This is a genomic window from Campylobacter sp. CN_NE2, from assembly GCF_027797465.1.
Classification (GTDB): domain Bacteria; phylum Campylobacterota; class Campylobacteria; order Campylobacterales; family Campylobacteraceae; genus Campylobacter_B.
Genome location: NZ_CP115608.1, coordinates 1,139,272 through 1,159,032, shown reverse-complemented (window position 1 = coordinate 1,159,032; position 19,761 = coordinate 1,139,272). Strand labels below are relative to the sequence as shown.

Sequence of the window (19,761 nt, the reverse complement as noted above, 5' to 3'; positions counted from 1 at the left end):
TGGATAAATTTAAGATAAATTTTTAAAATTTACAAACCAGCACTTGCGATAAGCTCGGCTTGTGCGTTTGTGATGAGCGGATCGATGATTTCATCAAAAAGCCCGCCTGCCATAATGGCATCTAAACGATAAAGTGTTAAATTTATGCGGTGGTCGCTAATGCGGTTTTGCGGGTAGTTATAGGTGCGAATTCGACCGCTTCTATCGCCTGTGCCGACTTGATCTTTTCGTTCGGCGCGCTCTTTTTCTAGGCGTTCTTGCTCTTGCAAGTCATAAAGCCTAGCTTTTAGCACTTTCATCGCAGCTTCTTTGTTTTTGTGTTGGCTTTTGCCGTCTTGGTTGGTTACGACTAGGCCTGTTGGTATATGGGTGATACGAACGGCGCTATCAGTTGTATTTACAGACTGTCCGCCATGCCCTGAGCTGCGCATGACATCGATACGCAAATCGCTATCTTTGATTTCGATTTCGCTATCTTCGATTTCTGGCATCACAGCAACCGTGATAGCAGAGGTATGCACGCGTCCTTGACTTTCGGTTTCTGGCACCCTTTGGACTCTGTGTGTGCCGCCTTCGAATTTAAGCCTAGAATACGCCCCGTCGCCCTTAACAAGCAAAATAACTTCTTTAAAACCGCCCACGCTTCCTTCGCTTTGGCTTACGATTTCGCATTTATAGCCACGAAGTTCAGCATAACGCAAATACGCTCCTAGCAAATCTCCCGCAAAAAGCGCAGCCTCATCACCACCCGTTCCGGCGCGAATTTCAAGGAAGATATTTTTATCATCATTTGGATCTTTTGGAAGAAGCAGAATTTTTATATCTTCTTCAAGTTTTTCTTTTTGAATTTCTAAATTTTTTAGCTCTTCTTTTGCCAAATCGCCAAATTCAGGGTCGCTTAGTAGGCTTTTATTTTCTTCGATCTCTTTAAGTGTGTTTATGTAGCTATTGGCCGCTTCTTTGATAGGCTCGATACTTCTTTGCTCTTTTGAGAGCTTTGTCATATTTGAAATATCGGCAGTAATGCTAGGATCGCTAAGAAGCTTCGAAAGCTCATCGTAGCGATCCAAAAACGGTTGAAGTTTATCGGCTAACATATAAATTTAAAATTAAGCAGCAGTTTTTAATGAATTTACAAGTTTTGCAAGGCGACTAACGCGTCTAGAAGCTGTTTCTTTTTTCAAAAAGCCTTTGCTTACAAAGCTATGGAAGCTTTGATTTGCTACTTTTAATGCAGCTTCGGCAGCTTCGATATTTTTAGCATCAACTGCTTCTCTTACCGCTCTTGTCATATTTTTTAATCTTGTGCGGTAAAATCTATTTTTCTCGGTTCTTTTGACCGTTTGTCTTGCTCTTTTTTCAGCAGATTTATGGTTTGCCATAATTTTCCCTTTTAAAAAATAAGTTTAAGTCGGAGATTATACATATAATTTATTTAAATAATGCTTAATTTAAGAAAAATTTAAATAAGTAATTTTATAAAGATTAAATATTTTTTGGTAGAATACTACCTGATTTTTTTGAAAAAAGGATTAAATTTATGAAACTTTTCGGAACTGACGGCGTCAGGGGCAAAGCAGGAGAATTTTTAACAGCCGAACTTGCCTTGCGTTTAGCCATGGCAGCAGGAATTTATTTTAGAAAAAATTCCGTTACGAATATGATTTTAGTAGGAAAAGATACAAGACGAAGCGGTTATATGATAGAAACTGCGATTGTGGCTGGACTTACTTCGGTCGGATACAATGTCCGTCAAATAGGTCCTATGCCAACACCTGCTATTGCATTTTTGACAGAAGATATGCGTTGTGATGCAGGGATTATGATAAGTGCTTCGCATAATCCTTATTATGATAACGGCATTAAATTTTTCGATCACACGGGTTTTAAACTTGATGAAAAAGAAGAAGCTGAAATCGAAAAAATTTATTATAGCGATGAGCTAATCGCCGAAGCTAGAAAGCAAATGATGGAAATCGGCGTGGCAAAAAGGGTTGATGATGTCATCGGCAGATATATCGTTCAGCTTAAAAATTCATTTCCAAAACACAAAACTCTGCACGGACTTCGCATTGTGCTTGATTGTGCAAATGGGGCTAGTTACAAAGTCGCTCCGACCGTATTTAGCGAACTTGGCGCTGAAATAATCGTTCTTGGCGATGAACCAAACGGAAAAAATATCAACGAAAATTGTGGTGCGTTAGCTCCACAAAATTTGGCAAGTGAAGTAAAAAGATTAAGAGCCGATGTTGGGTTTGCATTTGACGGGGATGCCGATAGACTAGTCGTAGTCGATGATAACGGCGAGATAATACACGGCGATACCTTGCTTGGGGTTTTAGCACTTTATTTAAAAGAGCTTGGTAAGCTTGAAAATGACCAAATTATAGCAACCGTGATGAGTAACGGCGCGTTAGATGATTTTTTAAATTCACACGGCGTAAAGGTGCATAGATGTAGCGTGGGCGATAAATTTGTGCTTGAAATGATGAAAGAAAAAAAGGCGAATTTCGGCGGAGAACAAAGCGGACATGTGATTTTTGGCGATTACGCTAAAACCGGCGACGGGATAGCTTCTGCGCTTCAATTTGCAGCTTGTATGCTAAGTATGAATAAAAAAGCTAGTGAATTAGCAAATTTAATCAAGCCTTATCCGCAAATTTTGCGAAATTTAAAGATTACAAATAAAAAACCGCTTGATAAAATCGCGGGGCTAAAAGAGCTTGAAGCAGGTATTAAAAAAGATAAAATTCGCACTTTATTTCGCTATTCGGGGACGGAGAATTTAATAAGGCTGCTTTTGGAAGGCAAAAATGAAAAAGCTCTTCAAAAATGGGCGAACGAAGCTGAAAAATTTTTCAAAAAAGCGTTAAATGAGTAGGAAATTTATCAAATTTATTCTGATTTTTACGCTTGTTTTAGCGATTGATCAGTTTATAAAATTTATATTTTTGGGTGGTTTTCGCTGGTATGGCGAGTATTTTTCGCTAATACTAACTTTTAATAAAGGCGTTGCGTTTTCGATGTTTGCCTTTTTGGGTGAGAATTTGAAATTTATCCAGCTTGGGCTGATTGGAGCTTTGGCTATCTATGTTTTTAGCCAAAAAGAGCTATTTAACGCTCATTGGCTTCCTTTTGGCATTTTGCTGGGTGGTGGCGTTTCAAATGTGCTAGATCGCTTTATTCACGGCGGAGTTGTGGATTATGTAGCGTGGCATAAGTGGTTTGAGTTTGCGGTTTTTAACTTTGCCGATGTGATGATAGATTTGGCGATTGTCATATTTTTGTGGCAAAGTTACAAAATTTATAGAAAGGAAAAACAAAATGATACGAAATAACTATATAGCTTATGGGCTTTGGTTTTTAGGCGGTTTGTTGGGTTTGGTTGGGCTTCCTATCGGCGGTGGTTTGCACCGAATTTACTGCGGTAAATTTATAAGCGGATTTGCTCAAATCGCACTTTATTGGCTTGGGGCATTTACCGTTTGGTTTTTGGTCGGTTTTGTTTTTTTGCTTTTTTGGGGAATTTGGTGGTTAGTTGATCTATTTTTTATAGGGCTTTGGGTGGAAGACCTTAACGGCGATGTTAGCGAAACAAAAGACGCTGATTATGCCGAAAAAATCAGAAGCGTTGAAGCGCTTTATGAGCTTTATCAAAAAGGCGCGATTTCAAAAGAAGAGTATGAAGCCAGAAAAGATATTTTAATGCGAAATTAGCGAATTTTAATGGATAAAAAAGTAAAATACTAGTTTTAATTTTTATTTTTTGGAGAAATTTATGAGTTATAATGCTTATTTATGGTTTAAATTTATTCACTTTGCGGCGTTTATTTCGTGGATGGCGATGCTGTTTTATCTGCCACGACTTTATGTTTATCATGCTGAAAACAAAGACAAACCTGAATTTGTCAGTGTCGTTAAAACAATGGAGAAAATGCTATTTCACGCAATCGGCTGGATAGCGCTTGGATTAACGCTTTTTTCAGCTATTGTCATTATTGTTTTTGTAAAACCTGAGCTTATGAAAATGGGCTATTTTCATTTGAAACTACTTTGTGGTGTTTTGATGATAGCTTATCATTTTTGGCTTTTTTATTATCTCAAAAAATTTGAAAAAGGCGAGTGTAATAAAAACGGCAAATTTTTCCGTGCGTTAAATGAAATTCCGACGCTGATTATGTTTGTGATACTTTATGCAATGTTAATCATGCCGGTTAAATAAAAATTCAGAAATTTACTTGAATTTTTATTTAGAATTTTATAAAATTTGGAAATTTATTTACCTACAAAAAGGATTTTTTTGAAACGGTTAATTAGAAGGATTTTAGAAAGCGAAAGTAGTGCCGGAATGATTTTGCTTACGGCAGCGGTGCTTGCGCTTATTTTTCAAAATGTAGGCGTTTTACAGGGCATTTATCACCATTTCTTGCATTTGCCTGTGGAAATTGGCATAGGAAGCTACAAACTTGAAGAACCTATGCACTTTTGGGTAAATGATGTTTTAATGGCGATTTTCTTTTTCGCGATTGGACTTGAATTAAAAAGGGAAAAAATCGAAGGTCAGCTTCGCCATTTCTCTCAAATTTTCTTGCCAAGTTTTGCTGCTTTGGGCGGAGTTATGTTTCCTGCGATAATTTTTGCTATTATCAACTGGGGCGATAGCTTTGCTATGCGTGGCTGGGCGATTCCGACGGCGACTGACATCGCTTTTGCCGTTGGCGTTATGGCGCTTTTAGGAAAACGAATTCCAACAAGTCTTAAAATTTTTGTTTTAACCTTGGCGATTATGGACGATTTGTGTGCCATTTTGATTATTGCTTTATTTTACTCTTCAACACTAAATTTCGTATATCTTGGACTAGCGTTTGCCTGTGTTGTCGGAATGTTTTTTATGAATAAAATCGGCGTTGATAAAAAATTGCCTTTTATTTTAATGGCGATTTTGCTTTGGATTTTTGTATTAAATTCGGGCATTCACGCTACAATCGCAGGTGTAATTGCCGGTTTTTGCATACCGATAAAAACAAAAACAGGCTCAATGCTAAAAGATATGGAACACGGCTTAGCGTATCCTGTGAATTTTTTCATTTTGCCGATATTTGCCTTTGCAAACGCAGGGGTTGATTTAGCCGGAATGAGCATTTCTCACCTTTTTGGTGCCGTTCCGCTTGGCATCATGCTAGGACTTTTCCTTGGAAAACAACTAGGAATTTTCCTATTTAGCTGGGCTTTGATAAAACTTAAAATCGCATATATGCCAGAACACGCAAACTGGGCGCAACTTTATGCGGTGGCGATAATTTGCGGTATCGGCTTTACAATGGCGCTTTTTGTCGATGCGTTGGCTTACGGCGGAAGCGATGCGTTCCACCACACAGACAAGTTGGCGATTTTGCTTGGTTCGATTATCTCAGGTATCGTTGGATATTTAGTAGCAAAATTTGTAGGAAATAAAAACTCGGCGCAGTAAGTTTAAACTCGCCAAATTTTCAGTAAATTTGGCGAATTTTTTAAATTTATGCTTTGAGAATTTAGAGAATTTGGTTGTAAATTTGGCAAAATTTTGTTAAATTCGGTGAAATTTTATTTGAATTTGCTTTTAAAATTTGGCATTATAAAAATTTTTTGCTATAATGCGAACTTCTTTTTTTGGTCCCGTAACTCAGTTGGTAGAGTGTCACCTTGACATGGTGGAAGTCGTTGGTTCAAGTCCAATCGGGGCCACCATCTAAAAATCCAAAACTTTATTTAAAGATAAAATCTAACTTTGATTATAAAAAAAGAAAGTCCGAATTTGCTCGGACTTTTTGCATTAATTTTCGCGGTATTATAAATTTAATTTTACACCATTTCTACGCCGCTGCCTTGCACGACTTCGCCGATGATGTATCCGTCAGAATTTGCTAAAACGAAATCCACATTTTCTTTTGGCACGGCTAAAACTAGCCCAACGCCGTTGTTAAAGGTTCTTTGCATTTCGCTAGGTTCTACCATTTGAGAGATGATTTTAAAAATTTCAGGCGTTTTAATCGCATTTTTTTCGATTTTTGCACCAAGCCCGTTTGGAAAAACGCGCGGTAAATTTTCAACCAAACCGCCACCCGTGATATGCGCAAGGGCATGAATTTTTTCTTTCAAATTTAAAAAATCTCTCACATAAATTCTAGTTGGCTCTAAAAGCGTATCGATTAGGCTTTTTTCGCCGATTTTCTCATCAAATTTTAAGCCCATTTTCTCAACCACTTTTCGTGCAAGTGAAAAGCCGTTTGAGTGCAAACCGCTAGAAGGCAGGGCAACCAAAATATCGCCACTGGCAACAAATTTTGTGCGGTCTATCTCGTCCATTTCAGCAATGCCAACGGCAAATCCTGCTAAATCAAAATCTTTTCCTTCATACATCGAAGGCATTTCGGCTGTCTCGCCACCGATTAATGCGCAATCAGCCAACTTGCAACCTTCGCTAATGCCCTTTACAACGCGTTTTGCGCTTTCTATGTCAAGTTTAGCCGTGGCGTAATAATCCAAGAAAAAAATCGGTTTAGCAAAGTTGCAGATGAGATCATTTACACACATTGCGACTAAATCAATGCCCACGCCGTCAAGTTTGTTTGTGTCGATTGCAAGGCGAAGCTTTGTGCCAACCCCGTCAGTGGCACCTAAAATAGCAGGTCGCTTGTAGCCTGAGGGAAGCTCGTAAGCCCCTGAAAACGAGCCGATCCCGCCGATGACATTTTTATTAAAAGTAGATTTCACAAAAGGTTTTATCGCTTCAACAAAGCTATTTCCCGCGTCAATATCGACACCCGCTTCTTTATAACTAATCAATTTTTATCCTTATAATTTGAAAATTTGCAAATTTTAGCTAAAATTGAATAAAAAAAGGCTTTGAAATGGATAAATTTAAACACGCTTTTGTTATCACAGGCTCCATTGGTTCGGGCAAAAGCACGGTTTGTAATATTTTAAAATTATACGGATTTAAAGTGATTGACGCCGATGAAATTTCGCACCGAGTTTTAGATGATTTGCATAGCGAAGTAGCTTTGGAATTTGGCTCGGAATTTGTCGAAAACGGAAAAGTTTTGCGAAAAAAGTTAGGAAATTTGGTTTTTAACGACAAGGCAAAAATGCAAATTTTAGAAAATTTGCTCCACCCGCGCATTAAAGCTGAAATTTTGCAAACTTGCAACGAGCTTGAAAAAACGCAAATTCCTTATTTTGTCGATATTCCGTTGTTTTTTGAAAAAGCAAATTACAGCGAATTTGACAAGGTCGTGGTCGTTCATGCGCCAAAAGAAGTGCTAATTAGCAGAATTTCAAAACGAAATTCACTAACAGAAAGTGAAGCGTTAGTTAGGATAAATTTGCAAATCGATACCGAAAAAAAGAGAGAATTAGCAAACTTTGTAATCGACAATAGCTCCGATTTTAAGGCATTAAACAAAGAAATTGATAAATTTTTACTAACGCTAAAAAGCAGTTATAAAAATTTGAAAATTTAGCACTAACAAGATTTTGTTAGTTAGTGTTAGTTTAAAAAATTTAGTAAATTTTAGCAAATTTAGAAACTATTTACCGCATTAGTGCTAAATTTGCAGGATTTTTTTAAAAGAGTGAAAATGAAATATTTAAGACAATTTACCATCATCATCGCCGTTACATTTCTCGCAGAAGTCCTAGCGTGGCTGATTCCTGCGCCGATTCCGGCTAGCATTTACGGGCTTGTGATTATGTTTTTGGCGTTTTATTTTAAAGTCGTTAAAGTCGCGTGGGTGCGTGAAACGGCGACATTTTTTATAGAGATTATGCCTGTGATTTTTATCCCTGCGGGAGTAGGAATTTTAGTTGCAGGGGATTTGTTGGTTAAAAATTTGTTTCCGTTTGTTGTTATTACGCTGGTTTCGACCATCGCCGTTATCGCAAGTTGCGGCGTCATCGCGCAATATTTTTACAATCAAACGCTAAAAAAGGAAAAAGAAAGACTTTATAAAAAATTTGAAAATTCGCAAAACGAGCCGTCAAAAAATGGCGAAAATTCGCTAAATTCTGCACCTAAAAAGGACGAACTATGAGAGAAGTTTTGTTAAATTCGGTCTTTTTTGGCGTGTTTTTGTGCTTGGCAGCATTTCAAATCAGCTTAGTTTTAAAAAAACGCTTCAAATTTGCGATTTTAAATCCGCTTTTGGTTTCAAATTTGCTAGTTATCGGTGTTTTGCTCGTTTTTGATATACCTTATGAAAACTTCAACAACGGCGCAAAATATATCAGTTTTTTTCTTACACCGCTTACGATTTGCCTTGCTGTGCCACTTTACGAGCAGTTAAATTTGCTAAAAAACAACCTAAAAGCGATTTTTGCAGGTCTCATCGGTGGCGTTATCGGCGGTTTAGTTAGCATTTATATTTTGGCTTTGATTTTTGGATTAAATCACGAATTTTTTGTAACTCTACTACCAAAATCCGTAACCGCGCCAATCGGTATGGGCGTTAGCGAAAAGCTAGGCGGAGTAGTAACCATAACGGTAGCTTCTATCATCATAACGGGCATTTTTGGAAATATGTGCGGTGCGTTTTTCTTAAAGCTTTTTCGTGTGAAAAATAGCGTTGCAAAAGGATTGGCGCTTGGCGCAGCAAGTCATGCAATGGGCGTAGCAAGGGCAATCGAAATGGGAAGCATAGAAGGCGCTATGGCTTCACTTGCATTAGCTGTTACGGGGCTTTTAACCGTCGTCGGAGCAAGTATTTTTGCGATGTTTTTGTAGGTAAATTTGGTATAATTCTTAGAATTTATATTAAGGAAATGATATGAAACAAAATTCAAATTGGAAAATATTGAGAGATAAATATCCATTTGATAAACTTATAGAAGCCACATTTTTAGCTTTAAAAGCAAAAGGAAATTCTGCTTCGAATACCGAAATATTCAGCAAAACTATTGAAATATTAAATGTTGATGATAATTTTTTAGAAATTACGCATTTAGATACTCAAAGAAGTGAGCTAGACTATCAATTAGCTTGGGCTAGAACATATCTTAAATCTTTTGGTGCCATAACAAATAGTAGTCGCGGAGTATGGTCTATAACGCCGGAATTTGCAAAATTGGAAAATATAAATCCGCAAGAAATAATCGAAGAATTTAATAAAAATAAAAAAATAAAAGAAAATAAACAAAACGATAAAGTTTTGGAGCAAAAACTAGAATATGCCGAAGAAAATGAAGAATTTCAAACTTGGAAAAACAAACTATTAAATATATTAACGAATATGAATCCTTTTGCTTTCGAAAGACTTACGCAACATCTACTTAGAGAGTGTGGTTTTGTGGAAGTTGAGGTTACTAAAAAAACTGGTGATGGCGGCATAGACGGAACAGGAAAATTTAAACTAAATGGAATTTTTACATTTAATGTTGCATTTCAGTGCAAACGATATAGTGGCTCTGTTGGCGCTTCTGCGATACGGGATTTTCGCGGTTCTTTGACAACTGATATAGAAAAAGGTCTATTTATAACTACGGGAAGTTTTACGCGAGACGCCAAAGAAGAAGCTATGAAATCAGGCAAAAAACAGATTGATTTAATCGACGGCGAAGAATTTATGGAAAAATTGGCTCAATATGGGCTTGGTTTAAAAGAAATAAAAGATTATGAAATTGACGAAAAGTTTTTTAATAATATTTGAGCAAATTTAAGGGATAAGAAATGATAATCTCAATCGGTAGGCAAACAGGTGCAGGGGGCAGGGAGCTAGTCGTAAAACTAGCCAAAAAGCTTGGTTTTGAGTATTTAGATCAAGATAGATTGCTAAAAAAAGCAGACGAGTTTGGGTATTTTGAACAAGCGTATCGTTTTTACAATGAAACGCCCGTAAATTCGCTACTTCAAGCCATTTCAGGTAACGAAATGGCAGACGAGCAAAGCACAAAATTTATAAAAGAAATTTATCAAAAACTGCTTGAAAATGGCGATTATATCATTATGGGGCGTTGTGCGAACTGCTTTTTGCGTGGCAAAAAGGACTTTTTTAGCGTATTTTTGCACGCACCTAGCGAATTTAAGCAAAAACGGCTCATCGCTTCCGGTATTTCGCCGAGTAAAGTCGCCGAGTATATGAGCGAGAGCGACAACGGCAGAGCGAGATTTCATCGCTATTATACAGGCGAAGAGTGGGGCGGTTCGGCGTTTTATGATTTGTGCATAAACACGGGCGTTTGTGGCGTGGATAATGCTGTGGAGTTAATCGAGTTTTTCATTTCGCATAGGTTGTAATTCCCCCAGATTGAGGCGCAAATTTAGATGAGCAAATTTAAAAACTTTGTAGAATTAAGCAAATTTATGCTTGATACTTACGGCGTAAAGGCTGATTTTCCTTTTAGTAATAACAATGAAATTGGCGTATTTCGTCATAAAAAAAGCGGGAAATGGTTTTGCCTTTTTATGCAAATTCCACAAAGTTCTCTTGGAGTAATAGGCAATAAAACCATAAGCGTAATAAATCTTAAATGCGACCCCGAACTTGCCGTCATTTTGCATGATAATAAAGGAATTTTTCCTGCCTATCACATGAATAAAAAACACTGGATAAGTGTAATTTTAAATGTCCTGCCAAAGTCGCAAGTAGAAGATTTGATTGATGAGAGTTGGAATTTGACAAGATGATAGAAAAATTAAAAAATTTAAAAGAAAATTTTGAACCAAATATCGACGCCGTCAAATTTAGCCAAAATTTGCCAAAAATAAAAAGGCTGTTTTTGATTGAATTTATGGTTATGTTTGTTATATTTTTGTCGCTATTTTTTTTAAAATTTACTGATGACACCAAAAGTTTGGCATTCATTGTGGCACTTTTTGCAATTAGTTTGCGACTTATTTTTCAAAAAATTATCTATTATCACGCATATCGTGCAAAATTTAGACTGAATATGGAAAAATTTTTAGGAATTATTATACTATTTGCCATTATTACTTTTACTATTCCATTTATTGTAGAATCATTTGACTTAAAATTTTTATTTCTTAAATTCTTTGTATTATCCCCATATCTAGTGATGCCGATTTTCCACAAAAACCAAATTTTGCTTTTTTCTATGAGCAAAAATTACGCTTTTGTTATTTCAGCGATTTTTTCATATATTTGTATCGGATTTATTGTGCCAACCTGTATAATATCCGTGCTTAGGGTAATATTGAGTTCTCCCGCTCCATTAGAAAATCCATTAGAAAATTTATGGTCTTTCATAGTTATTATTTTGTCGGCTTTGTTGGCAAGTTTATTCGATTTAATCGGTATTTTAACCGCCACTACAAAAAAAGTTACAAAAAGATTTTTATATATAACTTTTTCTCTCGTTTATATTTTTGCTTTTTATATTTGGATATTTTTATGGGGACTCCCAAGTTTTATAAAAAATTTAAATTGGCAACTATTTGACTTTTTAAAAGAGCTATTTATAAAACTATTCTTTTAAATTTGCATTTTTTGGTTTGAAAAAGGGCGAGAAATTCAGTATAATTTCATATCTCATAAAAAGGAAAAACAATGCCCAATTCAAAAGAGTTAATCGCAAAATATATGGAAGTTTTTAACGCTAAAAACGCCGAAGCTTTGGGCGAATTTTACAACAAAAACGCAGTTATCCAAAGAACGAACGGCGAACCGATGTTTGGTTGGGACGAACTTTTTGGCTATATCAAAAAAGATTTGCAAAGCGCAAAAGCTAGAAAAGCCGATAATATCTTTGAAGATGGCGAGTGGGTGATTTTGGAGTGGAGCGAAACAGGCGGAAAACGGGGTTGTAAAATTTTTAAAATCGTAGCCGAAAAGATTTTGGTTCAAAAAAATTATCAATCAATCTGATTTTGTAAATTTATTATTTTGTCACGATAATTTTGTAAATTTATTATATAAATGTAGCCAAATTTATATAATTTTCTTGCCTAATTCTATAAATTTACTTTAACTTAAATTTAAAATTATATAATTTTAAAAATTTTAAGGAGCCAAAAATGGAAAATAGCGTAGAATTTTATAGAAAAGAAATTTATAATTTTATCACTTCAAAGTTTGATTTTAGCGGTATTTTAGAAACAGAAATTCCGTCTTTGAGTTTTTATAAAACGCTTGAAACTACAAATTTTTCTTGCTCTATTTATGAGCCGTCTTTATGCATAATTCTACAAGGTTCAAAAGAGGTTAGTTTTGGCGACGAGCTTGCAAGTTATGGTCGCCAAAGGTATCTACTTTCGTGCGCTCATTTGCCGATAAATGTTAAAATTCAGGAAGCTTCAAAAGATGAGCCTTTTGTATCTTTGGTTATCAAATTTAGTCTTGCCGATGTCTATGATGTCATCAAAAGTGTCGGAGAATTTAGAACTAGCACAAATGCGAAAAGCGAAAAAGGAATACTTTTAGGCACTATAAATTCGGAGCTTTTAGAGCTTGTTTATCGTCTTGTTAGCTTGTGTGGAAAAGATAAAAAATATGTCAAAAATATGTCAAATTTGATACTCAAAGAGATACTTTATCATTTAGTTTTGAGCGAAAATAGTGGTGATTTTTTGGCTAAATTTGCCGTTAGCGGAAGTATTCCAAACAAAATTTCTATGGCTGTTGCTGAAATTCGCACGAATTTCAGCGAAAAACTTAACATAAAAGAACTAGCAAATTTGGTCGATATGAGTGAATCGTCTTTGTATCAAAATTTTAAAATCGTAACTTCGCTCTCGCCGATACAATTTCAAAAAAGAATTCGTCTTGAAGAGGCGCGAAATATGCTAAATTCACAAAAAGCAAAGGTTTCTGACATTGCCTTTGCGGTGGGCTATGAAAGTCCGTCGCAGTTCAATAGAGAATACGCTAGAATGTATGGAATTTCACCGAAAGCCCACGCTAGTTTAGGTTTGTAGGCTAAATTCCATAGCAAATTTGCTATGGAATTATCTCTTTTATGATAAGTTCAGGCGTGATGACGCCTTTAAAGTTATTTTTCGTTACTGATACGACCGCTCGTATGCTTTCGCCGATTTGTGGCATATAATCATAATGAAAAAATAGCGCTTCTGCCTGATTTTCGTTTTTTTCAAGTAAAATTTTTATATGTTTTCCGTCTCGTCCGATGGGCCTTACACTTTTGACAACGGCATTTTCTACCGAAAAAATAGGTCTTGGGTTTTTTTGTCCGTAAGGTTCAAAAAACTCCAAAATATCGAGCAATTCGTTGTCTAATTCGCCTATGTCAAGTTCGCCTAATAAATCATCTTGTGACGAAAAATCGTCTAAATTTTGTAAAAAACAACTCGAATTTACCCGTTTTTTAAACTCTTCTAAATTCGCAGGTTCTATAACAAGTCCTGCTGCCCCCTTGTGTCCGCCAAAACCGATCAAAATATCTTCTTGCGAAGCAATCAAATCCAAAATATCAAATTTTCCTACACTTCTAGCGCTTCCTTTGGCTCTGTTTTCATCTATACTAAAAACGATTGCAGGTTTTTTGTATGTTTTACTTAGTCTGCTAGCGACTATGCCGATGACGCCTTCGTGCCAGTTTTGCCCCCAAGTTACGATAATATTGTCATTTTCGTTGATTTCGATGAGAGAATTTTCATATAAATTTTTCTCTTCTTCTTTGCGTGAATTATTGATTTCGTTTATCATTTCAAGGTAATGATTTGCTTCTCTAATATTTTTTGAGCAAAGGAATTTATACGAAATGGTCGCATCGTCCATTCTGCCTGTTGAGTTGATTAAAGGTGCGATTAGATAGCTAATATCGTCAAATTCAAAGCTTTTTTTGAAATAATGCTCTTTTATGGCTTTAAAACATGCTCGTTTGGACGAATTTAGCTTTTTAATGCCAAATTTAACTAACACCCTATTTAGATCCCTTAGCTCCATCATATCGGCGATTATGGCGATGATTAAAATGTCTAAAACATCGCTCATATCGTAGTTTATTTTTAGTGTTTCTTTTAATGCTCCGATTAGATACCATGCCACTTCTGCACCGCAAATTTCGACATTTGGAAATGTGCAGTCTTCTTGCTTTGGATTTATAATCGCATAGGCATTTGGTAGCACCGGTGGTGGCATGTGATGATCTGTGATGATAAGATCAATGCCTTTTGCTTTGCAAATTTCGGCTGCTTCGTTAGCCGAAATTCCGTTATCAACCGTGATTATCAGGCTAACGCCGTCTAGTTCGTTTAGAATTTCAGGGTTTAAGCCATATCCGTCCGTGAAGCGATTTGGAATCTTAACGACATAATCAACGCCAAGTTCATCGAAAAAATCGCTAATAACAACGCTACTGACAATCCCATCAACATCGTAATCACCCACAATGGCGATTTGCTCGTTATTTTCAATGGCAGTTTTTATACGAGCTGCTGCCTTGTAGGTGTCTTTTAAATCCTTTGGTAAGGGAATTTCCGAAAGCTTCGTATGAATATCTTTACTAAATCTACTTTCTAAAATTTCCCTTATCTCTTTTTTACCTAACATTGTCGTGTGAGGCTTTGATAAAGCCCAAAATCGCAGGATTTGGGCATACTAAACGGCTAGTAAATTCAGGGTGAAACTGCACACCGAGAAAAAACGGATGATTTTTTAACTCAACTGCTTCGATTAGTCCGTCGCTTTCGCCACTGACAATCATACCTTTGTTTTCAAATTCGGCTCTAAATTTAGGATTTGCTTCGTATCTGTGGCGGTGGCGTTCTTTGATTTTTTTCGCTCCGCCATAAACGCTACTTAAAAGCGAACCGGCTTTTATATTGCAATTATATCCGCCAAGCCGCATAGTGCCACCTAACGGGCTTTGATGAGTGCGAATTTGCTTTTTGCCGCTACTATCGATAAAACTATCGATTAGATAAATAATCGGATTTTTGGTATTTTCATCAAATTCGACAGAATTTGCGTCTTTTAAATTTAGCTCATTTCTTGCAAATTCAACCATCGCAAGCTGCATGCCAAGACAAATTCCTAAAAACGGAATTTTGTTTTTTCGAGCGTAGTTTATCGCCGTGATTTTGCCTTCTACACCGCGACTGCCAAAACCGCCTGCAACCAAAATTCCATTTACATCTTTTAAAATCTCATCTGCGTTGCCTTCTTCGATTTTTTCGCTATCGCACCATTTGAGATTTACTTTTATGTCCAAATTTGCACCTGCGTGGATAATGCCTTCGGTTAGACTTTTGTAGCTTTCTTTAAGATCGACATATTTGCCTACAAATGCGATCGTGGTCTCGCCGGTAGGGGCGATAACTCTTTTAACAAGGCTATCCCATTTGCTCATATCTGGTTTTAACTCGCCTAAATTTAGAGTTTGGGCAATCGGCGTAAGAATATCTTGTTTTAAAAATGCTAAGGGAATTTGATAAATACTTGCGCTATCAGGACTTTCGATAACGCAGTTTTTATCCACGCCACAACTCGCTGCGATTTTATCTTTCAAGCCCCTATTAAGCGGCATTTCAGAACGACAAATAATCATATCCGGGCTTATACCTATGCGTCTAAGTTCGCCAACGCTGTGTTGGGTTGGTTTTGTTTTTAGCTCACCTGCGACTTTGATATAAGGAACAAGCGTTAAATGGATATTCATCGTATTTGTTCTGCCAAGCTCCACTCTCATAGCTCGAATAGCTTCTAAAAACGGCAGTCCTTCGATATCGCCGACCGTTCCGCCGATTTCGACAATCAAAATGTCATGCCCGTTTCCTGCTTTTTTGATTCTTCGAACGATTTCGCCGACGATATGAGGAATAACTTGAATAGTTTTTCCCAAATAATCGCCCTTGCGTTCTTTTTCGATAACCGTGCTATAAACTTTTCCTGTTGTGAAATTGTTATCTTGCGATAAATTTTCATCTAAAAATCTTTCATAATGCCCCAAGTCCAAATCAGTTTCTGCTCCGTCATCGGTTACAAAAACTTCGCCGTGCTCTAACGGACTCATGGTGCCTGGATCGACATTTATGTAAGGATCTGCTTTTAGCATACTAACTTTTTGACCCGAATTTTTAAGAAGCGTAGCAATCGAAGCTGCCGCGATTCCCTTTCCGAGCGAACTTAAAACCCCGCCTGTAACGAAAATATACTTCGTTTGTTTCGTTTGATCTTTCGCCATAGTTTTCCTATTCTTTTTAAATTATTTAATGGCGTGATTATACCTTTTTTAAGGTTATAAAAGGTTTATATTGGAAATTTATAAAATTTTAGTAAAATTATGGCTTCAAATTTAAAAAAAGGAAAATGATGAAAAAAATTCTTGCCGTTGTGGTTGTTTTGGTTTTATTAGGTCTTGGTGCGACATATTTTTTGGGCGGTGGCGTGCAAAATGAAGTCGAAAATTTTATCACTCAAAATAGCGAATTTGAAGTTAAAAAAAGCGAATTTAATCGCGGTTTTGGTGCGTCAGAGGGCGTAGTTGAGGGCTTGGTAAAAAAAGAAAAAATTTATGCTGTAATTGACGAAAATGTGGAAAAATTTTTAATGGGCGAAGAAAAAGAGATTGTAAGCGAAATAAAAAACGAAATCAAAAGCTATTTTAAAGACGACTTTGAATTTAGATATGATTATGAAGTAAATCACTCTATTTTGGGCGTTGCAAACGGATTTGAAAGCAAAGGAAAAGTTACGATTTTAACGCCAAGTTATGCAAAAATTTCAAACGAGCTTTTTAATACTGCCACGCCGTTAGAAATAAATTCAAAAGTAGGCGTAAGTGGAAGTGAAATTTTAGCAAATTTAGCCGATTTAAAAAGCGATAAATTCGCATTTAGCGGCATTTCACTTTTATCAAATTTAAATACTAACAACGAACTAAAAGATGTCAAATTTATGCTAGAAGATGGCGAATTTAAGCTTAGTGATTTAGGCAAAGAATTAGGTATAAAAGAGAGTAAAATGGCATTTGGCGGGGTGGATTACGCAATCAAATTTGCAAATCCTGAGAGTTTGGCAAATTTAAGCAATGATTTAATTCCTATGGGAAATTACGAATATGATATTAGCGCAAAAAACTTTGGCATAATCGCAGATAACAGCAATCTTTTTATGTTAAAAGATATTTCAAGTATCGGTAAAAGCGAGATTGGTAGCGAATTTGGCATTTTAAATGACAAGAGCAAAATCGGCTCATTTGAGCTTTACGGCACCGAGATAAAAAATATAAATTCAGATATAAATTTTCAAATCGATAAAAATTTTATCGAGTATATTGCCAAAAACGGCGTGAATTTTAAAGAATTAGGCAAGGAAGAAACTGAAAAAATCATGGCTGAGATTTTCAAAAAAGGTATGAAAATTTCGCTAAATAACCTTAGCCTAGAAAATACAAAAAGCGATAAATTATCGCTAAAATCGGATTTTGATATGAGTAATTTTGTAGGCGGAGAGAAAATTTTTGATAACATAAATTTTAAAGGTTCGTTCGTTTCTAGCGCAAGTGCGAGTGAATTTTTAAGTGCTTATCCGCATTTGGCACTTTTTGGAATTTTGGTAGAATCTCAGCTTAAAGAATTTGCAAAACCGCAAGGCGATGGATTTATTATAGATTTTTCGCTAGATCCAAAAACAAAAGAATTTATCGTTGGAGATAAGCGAATTCCTTCGCCGTTAAATGAATACAACGACGATAAAATCGTAGCTCTTAGCGTAGGCGATTTTATGGCGATGAGAAATGATTTGTTTGCGTATCATCTCTCACAAGGCAGATTTGCCCAAAGTTTTGATAAGATGACAAATGTTAAATTTGAAGCGATTTCAGCGAATTCGGTGCATTTATTGACCAAAAATAAAAAGTGCATAAAAATTTCGATTTTTGAAAAAACAGATGAAAAAGAGGCGTATATAAAATTTGAAAAAGGCGACGACGAAGAAGCGCAAATTTGCCAAAAAATTTATGAAAGCGAAACTATAAAATCCAATTTAGAACAATCCGAAGTAGAAGTTTTTTAAAGATAAAATTTGCAAATTTGGCATAAATTTTAAAGCCGAATTTGCAAATTTGCTACAAATTTACTCAAATTCTTTTTATTTAAATCTAAATTATCCAAAAAAATAACAATTTTTTTTTAATAAAAAATTTATAATTGACTTTAAAATTTTCCAAAGTGTTACAATTTGTAATATTTAAAATTAAATTTTGCTTAAATTGATTTAAATTTATTAGCAAATTAGTATTTGTTTTATAGAATTTGATTTAAAATTTTACGAAAGGAAAAAAATGGAAGAAAACAAAAATGAAAATTCTACTGTCTCTGCTATGGAGATCGATAATTCTCCGCACGGGGTAGAAGAAATGGTTCATGAGACGCATTATTCTCGACCATTTCCAGTTCGCAGTATCGTTATAATGGCGATTGCGGCGGTTTTGTCGTTTGGTTTGTATGCGATTTTGCCGTTTGAACCAAATCCAAGCAAGGGTTTAGCGTTGTTGCTATTTATTGCCATTATGTGGCTAACTGAGGCTGTGCATATTACGATTACTGCGTTGATGGTGCCAATTCTTGGCGTTTTAATCGGAGTTGGTAAGGTAACTGATGGCAAATTTACGCCAATGACAATAAAATCGGCCATGGCGACATTTGCAGATCCTACGATTTATGTATTTTTTGGCGGTTTTGCACTAGCGGCAGCTCTTCATGTTCAAAAACTAGATCGCAAACTTGCAATGTGGCTAATCTCAAAAGCAGGTGGCAGACTTGGCGTTTCTGCGATTTTAATCTGTATCGCAACTGCGTTTTTGTCAATGTGGGTTTCAAATACCGCAACTGCTGCGATTATGCTTCCTTTGGCTTTGGGAATTTGTTCAAATATGGACGAAAAAGATAGAGGCACAAAACTATTTTTGCTAATCGGAATTGCATATTCTGCTAGTATCGGCGGGCTTGGAACGCTAGTTGGCTCACCGCCAAATATGATTGCTGCAAAAGAGCTTGATTTTAGCTTTTTTGACTGGTTCAAAGTTGGTTTGCCGATAATGTTGATTTTATTTCCAACAATGCTTGCTGTTATGTATTTTGCGTTTAAACCAAATTTAAACTATAAAATCGAAATGAAAATCGAGCAAATTCCTTGGAATAGAGATAGGGTTTTTACTACAATAGTATTTTGCATAACTGCATTTTTGTGGATATTCTCAAAACCGTTAAACGGCGTTTTAACAGATATGGGTGTACCATTTAGACTAAGTGATGCTTGGATTGCTATTGCTGCTGCCATTAGCGTTGTAGTAGGAGGACTTGCAACTTGGAAGGAAGTTTCAGATAATACCGAGTGGGGCGTATTGTTGCTATTTGGCGGCGGTTTAACTCTAAGTGCGATTTTGGGTCAAACAGGAGCTTCATTTGTGCTAGGAAATGCCGTTGCTAGCGTTATTGGTGGCTTACCAAAAATCGTTGTAATCTTCTGCGTTGCTCTATTTATCATCGGAACGACTGAATTTACAAGCAATACTGCCAGTGCCGCGCTTTTGGTGCCTGTTTTTGCGGCGATTGCAGATTCTCTTGGAATGCCAAAAGAAACGCTTGTTATCATTATCGGAATTGGAGCAAGTTGTGCATTTATTATGCCGGTTGCAACTCCGCCAAATGCACTTGTATTTGGAACGGGCGAGATAAAACAAAGAGATCTTAGAAGATCAGGTCTTCGCCTAGCACCTTGCGCAGCGATTATTTTAACACTTTATACTTACATATTCTTTGCATAATATGCAAATTTTCGGGCGATTAAATTCGCTCGAAAATTTAAA

General features: G+C 36.2%; 21 protein-coding genes and 1 tRNA gene. 17 read left to right on the top strand and 5 right to left on the bottom strand.

The annotated features are described in order from the left end of the window. Positions 1-29: 29 nt before the first annotated feature. Positions 30-1,097 carry a peptide chain release factor 1 gene (gene prfA, locus PF028_RS05710; protein ID WP_270861019.1) on the bottom strand — a complete coding sequence of 356 codons (1,068 nt, stop codon included), beginning with the start codon at positions 1,095-1,097 and terminating at the stop codon, positions 30-32. 12 nt (positions 1,098-1,109) lie between these two features. Then, complete coding sequence (gene rpsT, locus PF028_RS05705; RefSeq protein ID WP_270861018.1) at positions 1,110-1,382, bottom strand: 30S ribosomal protein S20; 273 nt, start codon at positions 1,380-1,382, stop codon at positions 1,110-1,112. A gap of 158 nt (positions 1,383-1,540) precedes the next feature. Here rpsT and glmM point away from each other — a divergent pair, with 158 nt between their 5' ends. From glmM to PF028_RS05675, 6 genes are all read left to right on the top strand, one after another. Next, positions 1,541-2,881, top strand: a complete 1,341-nt coding sequence (glmM, locus tag PF028_RS05700; protein WP_270861017.1) for a phosphoglucosamine mutase — start codon at positions 1,541-1,543, stop codon at positions 2,879-2,881. Continuing rightward, complete coding sequence (gene lspA / locus PF028_RS05695) at positions 2,874-3,338, top strand: signal peptidase II (RefSeq protein ID WP_270861016.1); 465 nt, start codon at positions 2,874-2,876, stop codon at positions 3,336-3,338. The genes glmM and lspA overlap by 8 nt, the downstream gene beginning before the upstream one ends. Continuing rightward, positions 3,325-3,717 (top strand): SHOCT domain-containing protein, encoded by a 393-nt coding sequence (locus tag PF028_RS05690; RefSeq protein WP_270861015.1) that lies wholly within the window; start codon positions 3,325-3,327, stop codon positions 3,715-3,717. Before lspA ends, PF028_RS05690 begins: the two co-directional genes overlap by 14 nt. 61 nt (positions 3,718-3,778) lie before the next feature. Beyond that, positions 3,779-4,222, top strand: a complete 444-nt coding sequence (hemJ, locus tag PF028_RS05685; protein WP_270861014.1) for a protoporphyrinogen oxidase HemJ — start codon at positions 3,779-3,781, stop codon at positions 4,220-4,222. Positions 4,223-4,300: 78 nt separating this feature from the next. Next, complete coding sequence (gene nhaA, locus PF028_RS05680) at positions 4,301-5,470, top strand: Na+/H+ antiporter NhaA (protein ID WP_270861013.1); 1,170 nt, start codon at positions 4,301-4,303, stop codon at positions 5,468-5,470. 181 nt (positions 5,471-5,651) lie between these two features. Beyond that, a tRNA-Val gene (locus tag PF028_RS05675) sits at positions 5,652-5,727 on the top strand. Positions 5,728-5,841: 114 nt separating this feature from the next. Here the strand turns inward: PF028_RS05675 and purM are convergent. Further along, positions 5,842-6,825 (bottom strand): phosphoribosylformylglycinamidine cyclo-ligase, encoded by a 984-nt coding sequence (gene purM, locus PF028_RS05670; RefSeq protein WP_270861012.1) that lies wholly within the window; start codon positions 6,823-6,825, stop codon positions 5,842-5,844. A 65-nt stretch (positions 6,826-6,890) separates the two neighbouring features. Between purM and coaE the strand changes: the two genes are divergently transcribed. The 9 genes from coaE to PF028_RS05625 all read left to right on the top strand — a co-directional run bounded on the left by coaE (position 6,891) and on the right by PF028_RS05625 (position 12,907). After that, positions 6,891-7,502 carry a dephospho-CoA kinase gene (gene coaE / locus PF028_RS05665; protein WP_270861011.1) on the top strand — a complete coding sequence of 204 codons (612 nt, stop codon included), beginning with the start codon at positions 6,891-6,893 and terminating at the stop codon, positions 7,500-7,502. A 117-nt stretch (positions 7,503-7,619) separates the two neighbouring features. After that, the gene (locus PF028_RS05660; RefSeq protein ID WP_270861010.1) at positions 7,620-8,072 is read left to right on the top strand and encodes a CidA/LrgA family protein; all 453 of its coding nucleotides are present in this window, start codon (positions 7,620-7,622) and stop codon (positions 8,070-8,072) included. Further along, positions 8,069-8,761: an LrgB family protein gene (locus PF028_RS05655; RefSeq protein WP_270861009.1), complete on the top strand. Its 693-nt coding sequence runs from the start codon at positions 8,069-8,071 to the stop codon at positions 8,759-8,761. The genes PF028_RS05660 and PF028_RS05655 overlap by 4 nt, the downstream gene beginning before the upstream one ends. A 43-nt stretch (positions 8,762-8,804) precedes the next feature. After that, complete coding sequence (locus PF028_RS05650) at positions 8,805-9,683, top strand: restriction endonuclease (RefSeq protein ID WP_270861008.1); 879 nt, start codon at positions 8,805-8,807, stop codon at positions 9,681-9,683. A 20-nt stretch (positions 9,684-9,703) separates the two neighbouring features. After that, positions 9,704-10,270 (top strand): cytidylate kinase-like family protein, encoded by a 567-nt coding sequence (locus PF028_RS05645; RefSeq protein WP_270861007.1) that lies wholly within the window; start codon positions 9,704-9,706, stop codon positions 10,268-10,270. 27 nt (positions 10,271-10,297) lie between these two features. Continuing rightward, the gene (locus PF028_RS05640; RefSeq protein WP_270861006.1) at positions 10,298-10,660 is read left to right on the top strand and encodes an MmcQ/YjbR family DNA-binding protein; all 363 of its coding nucleotides are present in this window, start codon (positions 10,298-10,300) and stop codon (positions 10,658-10,660) included. A 92-nt stretch (positions 10,661-10,752) separates the two neighbouring features. Next, positions 10,753-11,469, top strand: a complete 717-nt coding sequence (locus tag PF028_RS05635; RefSeq protein WP_270861005.1) for a hypothetical protein — start codon at positions 10,753-10,755, stop codon at positions 11,467-11,469. 71 nt (positions 11,470-11,540) lie between these two features. Beyond that, entirely contained in the window at positions 11,541-11,858 is a 318-nt protein-coding gene (locus PF028_RS05630; protein ID WP_270861004.1) for a nuclear transport factor 2 family protein, read from the top strand. Positions 11,859-12,007: 149 nt separating this feature from the next. Continuing rightward, a complete protein-coding gene (locus PF028_RS05625; protein ID WP_270861003.1) occupies positions 12,008-12,907 on the top strand; it encodes an AraC family transcriptional regulator in 900 nt (299 codons plus the stop codon). A gap of 22 nt (positions 12,908-12,929) precedes the next feature. On the opposite strand, the gene recJ is transcribed toward PF028_RS05625, so the two are convergent. After that, positions 12,930-14,501, bottom strand: coding sequence for a single-stranded-DNA-specific exonuclease RecJ (gene recJ, locus PF028_RS05620; RefSeq protein ID WP_270861002.1), 1,572 nt, complete (start codon positions 14,499-14,501; stop codon positions 12,930-12,932). Next, a complete protein-coding gene (locus tag PF028_RS05615) occupies positions 14,491-16,134 on the bottom strand; it encodes a CTP synthase (RefSeq protein ID WP_270861001.1) in 1,644 nt (547 codons plus the stop codon). Before PF028_RS05615 ends, recJ begins: the two co-directional genes overlap by 11 nt. 128 nt (positions 16,135-16,262) lie before the next feature. Between PF028_RS05615 and PF028_RS05610 the strand changes: the two genes are divergently transcribed. Beyond that, positions 16,263-17,966 (top strand): DUF945 family protein, encoded by a 1,704-nt coding sequence (locus tag PF028_RS05610; protein WP_270861000.1) that lies wholly within the window; start codon positions 16,263-16,265, stop codon positions 17,964-17,966. A gap of 397 nt (positions 17,967-18,363) precedes the next feature. Continuing rightward, positions 18,364-19,719 (top strand): SLC13 family permease, encoded by a 1,356-nt coding sequence (locus PF028_RS05605; protein ID WP_443101250.1) that lies wholly within the window; start codon positions 18,364-18,366, stop codon positions 19,717-19,719. The last annotated feature ends 42 nt before the right edge of the window (positions 19,720-19,761 follow it).

Bases quoted from the DNA above. Each gene is read 5' to 3' on its own strand.
- PF028_RS05655 (WP_270861009.1), top strand. From the start codon at position 8,069: ATGAGAGAAGTTTTGTTAAATTCGGTCTTTTTTGGCGTGTTTTTGTGC.
- PF028_RS05660 (WP_270861010.1), top strand. From the start codon at position 7,620: ATGAAATATTTAAGACAATTTACCATCATCATCGCCGTTACATTTCTC.
- PF028_RS05650 (WP_270861008.1), top strand. From the start codon at position 8,805: ATGAAACAAAATTCAAATTGGAAAATATTGAGAGATAAATATCCATTT.
- PF028_RS05610 (WP_270861000.1), top strand. From the start codon at position 16,263: ATGAAAAAAATTCTTGCCGTTGTGGTTGTTTTGGTTTTATTAGGTCTT.
- lspA (WP_270861016.1), top strand. From the start codon at position 2,874: ATGAGTAGGAAATTTATCAAATTTATTCTGATTTTTACGCTTGTTTTA.
- coaE (WP_270861011.1), top strand. From the start codon at position 6,891: ATGGATAAATTTAAACACGCTTTTGTTATCACAGGCTCCATTGGTTCG.
- PF028_RS05640 (WP_270861006.1), top strand. From the start codon at position 10,298: ATGAGCAAATTTAAAAACTTTGTAGAATTAAGCAAATTTATGCTTGAT.
- PF028_RS05645 (WP_270861007.1), top strand. From the start codon at position 9,704: ATGATAATCTCAATCGGTAGGCAAACAGGTGCAGGGGGCAGGGAGCTA.
- rpsT (WP_270861018.1), bottom strand. From the start codon at position 1,382: ATGGCAAACCATAAATCTGCTGAAAAAAGAGCAAGACAAACGGTCAAA.
- PF028_RS05690 (WP_270861015.1), top strand. From the start codon at position 3,325: ATGATACGAAATAACTATATAGCTTATGGGCTTTGGTTTTTAGGCGGT.
- glmM (WP_270861017.1), top strand. From the start codon at position 1,541: ATGAAACTTTTCGGAACTGACGGCGTCAGGGGCAAAGCAGGAGAATTT.
- PF028_RS05625 (WP_270861003.1), top strand. From the start codon at position 12,008: ATGGAAAATAGCGTAGAATTTTATAGAAAAGAAATTTATAATTTTATC.
- PF028_RS05605 (WP_443101250.1), top strand. From the start codon at position 18,364: ATGGCGATTGCGGCGGTTTTGTCGTTTGGTTTGTATGCGATTTTGCCG.
- recJ (WP_270861002.1), bottom strand. From the start codon at position 14,501: ATGTTAGGTAAAAAAGAGATAAGGGAAATTTTAGAAAGTAGATTTAGT.
- PF028_RS05630 (WP_270861004.1), top strand. From the start codon at position 11,541: ATGCCCAATTCAAAAGAGTTAATCGCAAAATATATGGAAGTTTTTAAC.
- PF028_RS05615 (WP_270861001.1), bottom strand. From the start codon at position 16,134: ATGGCGAAAGATCAAACGAAACAAACGAAGTATATTTTCGTTACAGGC.
- hemJ (WP_270861014.1), top strand. From the start codon at position 3,779: ATGAGTTATAATGCTTATTTATGGTTTAAATTTATTCACTTTGCGGCG.
- prfA (WP_270861019.1), bottom strand. From the start codon at position 1,097: ATGTTAGCCGATAAACTTCAACCGTTTTTGGATCGCTACGATGAGCTT.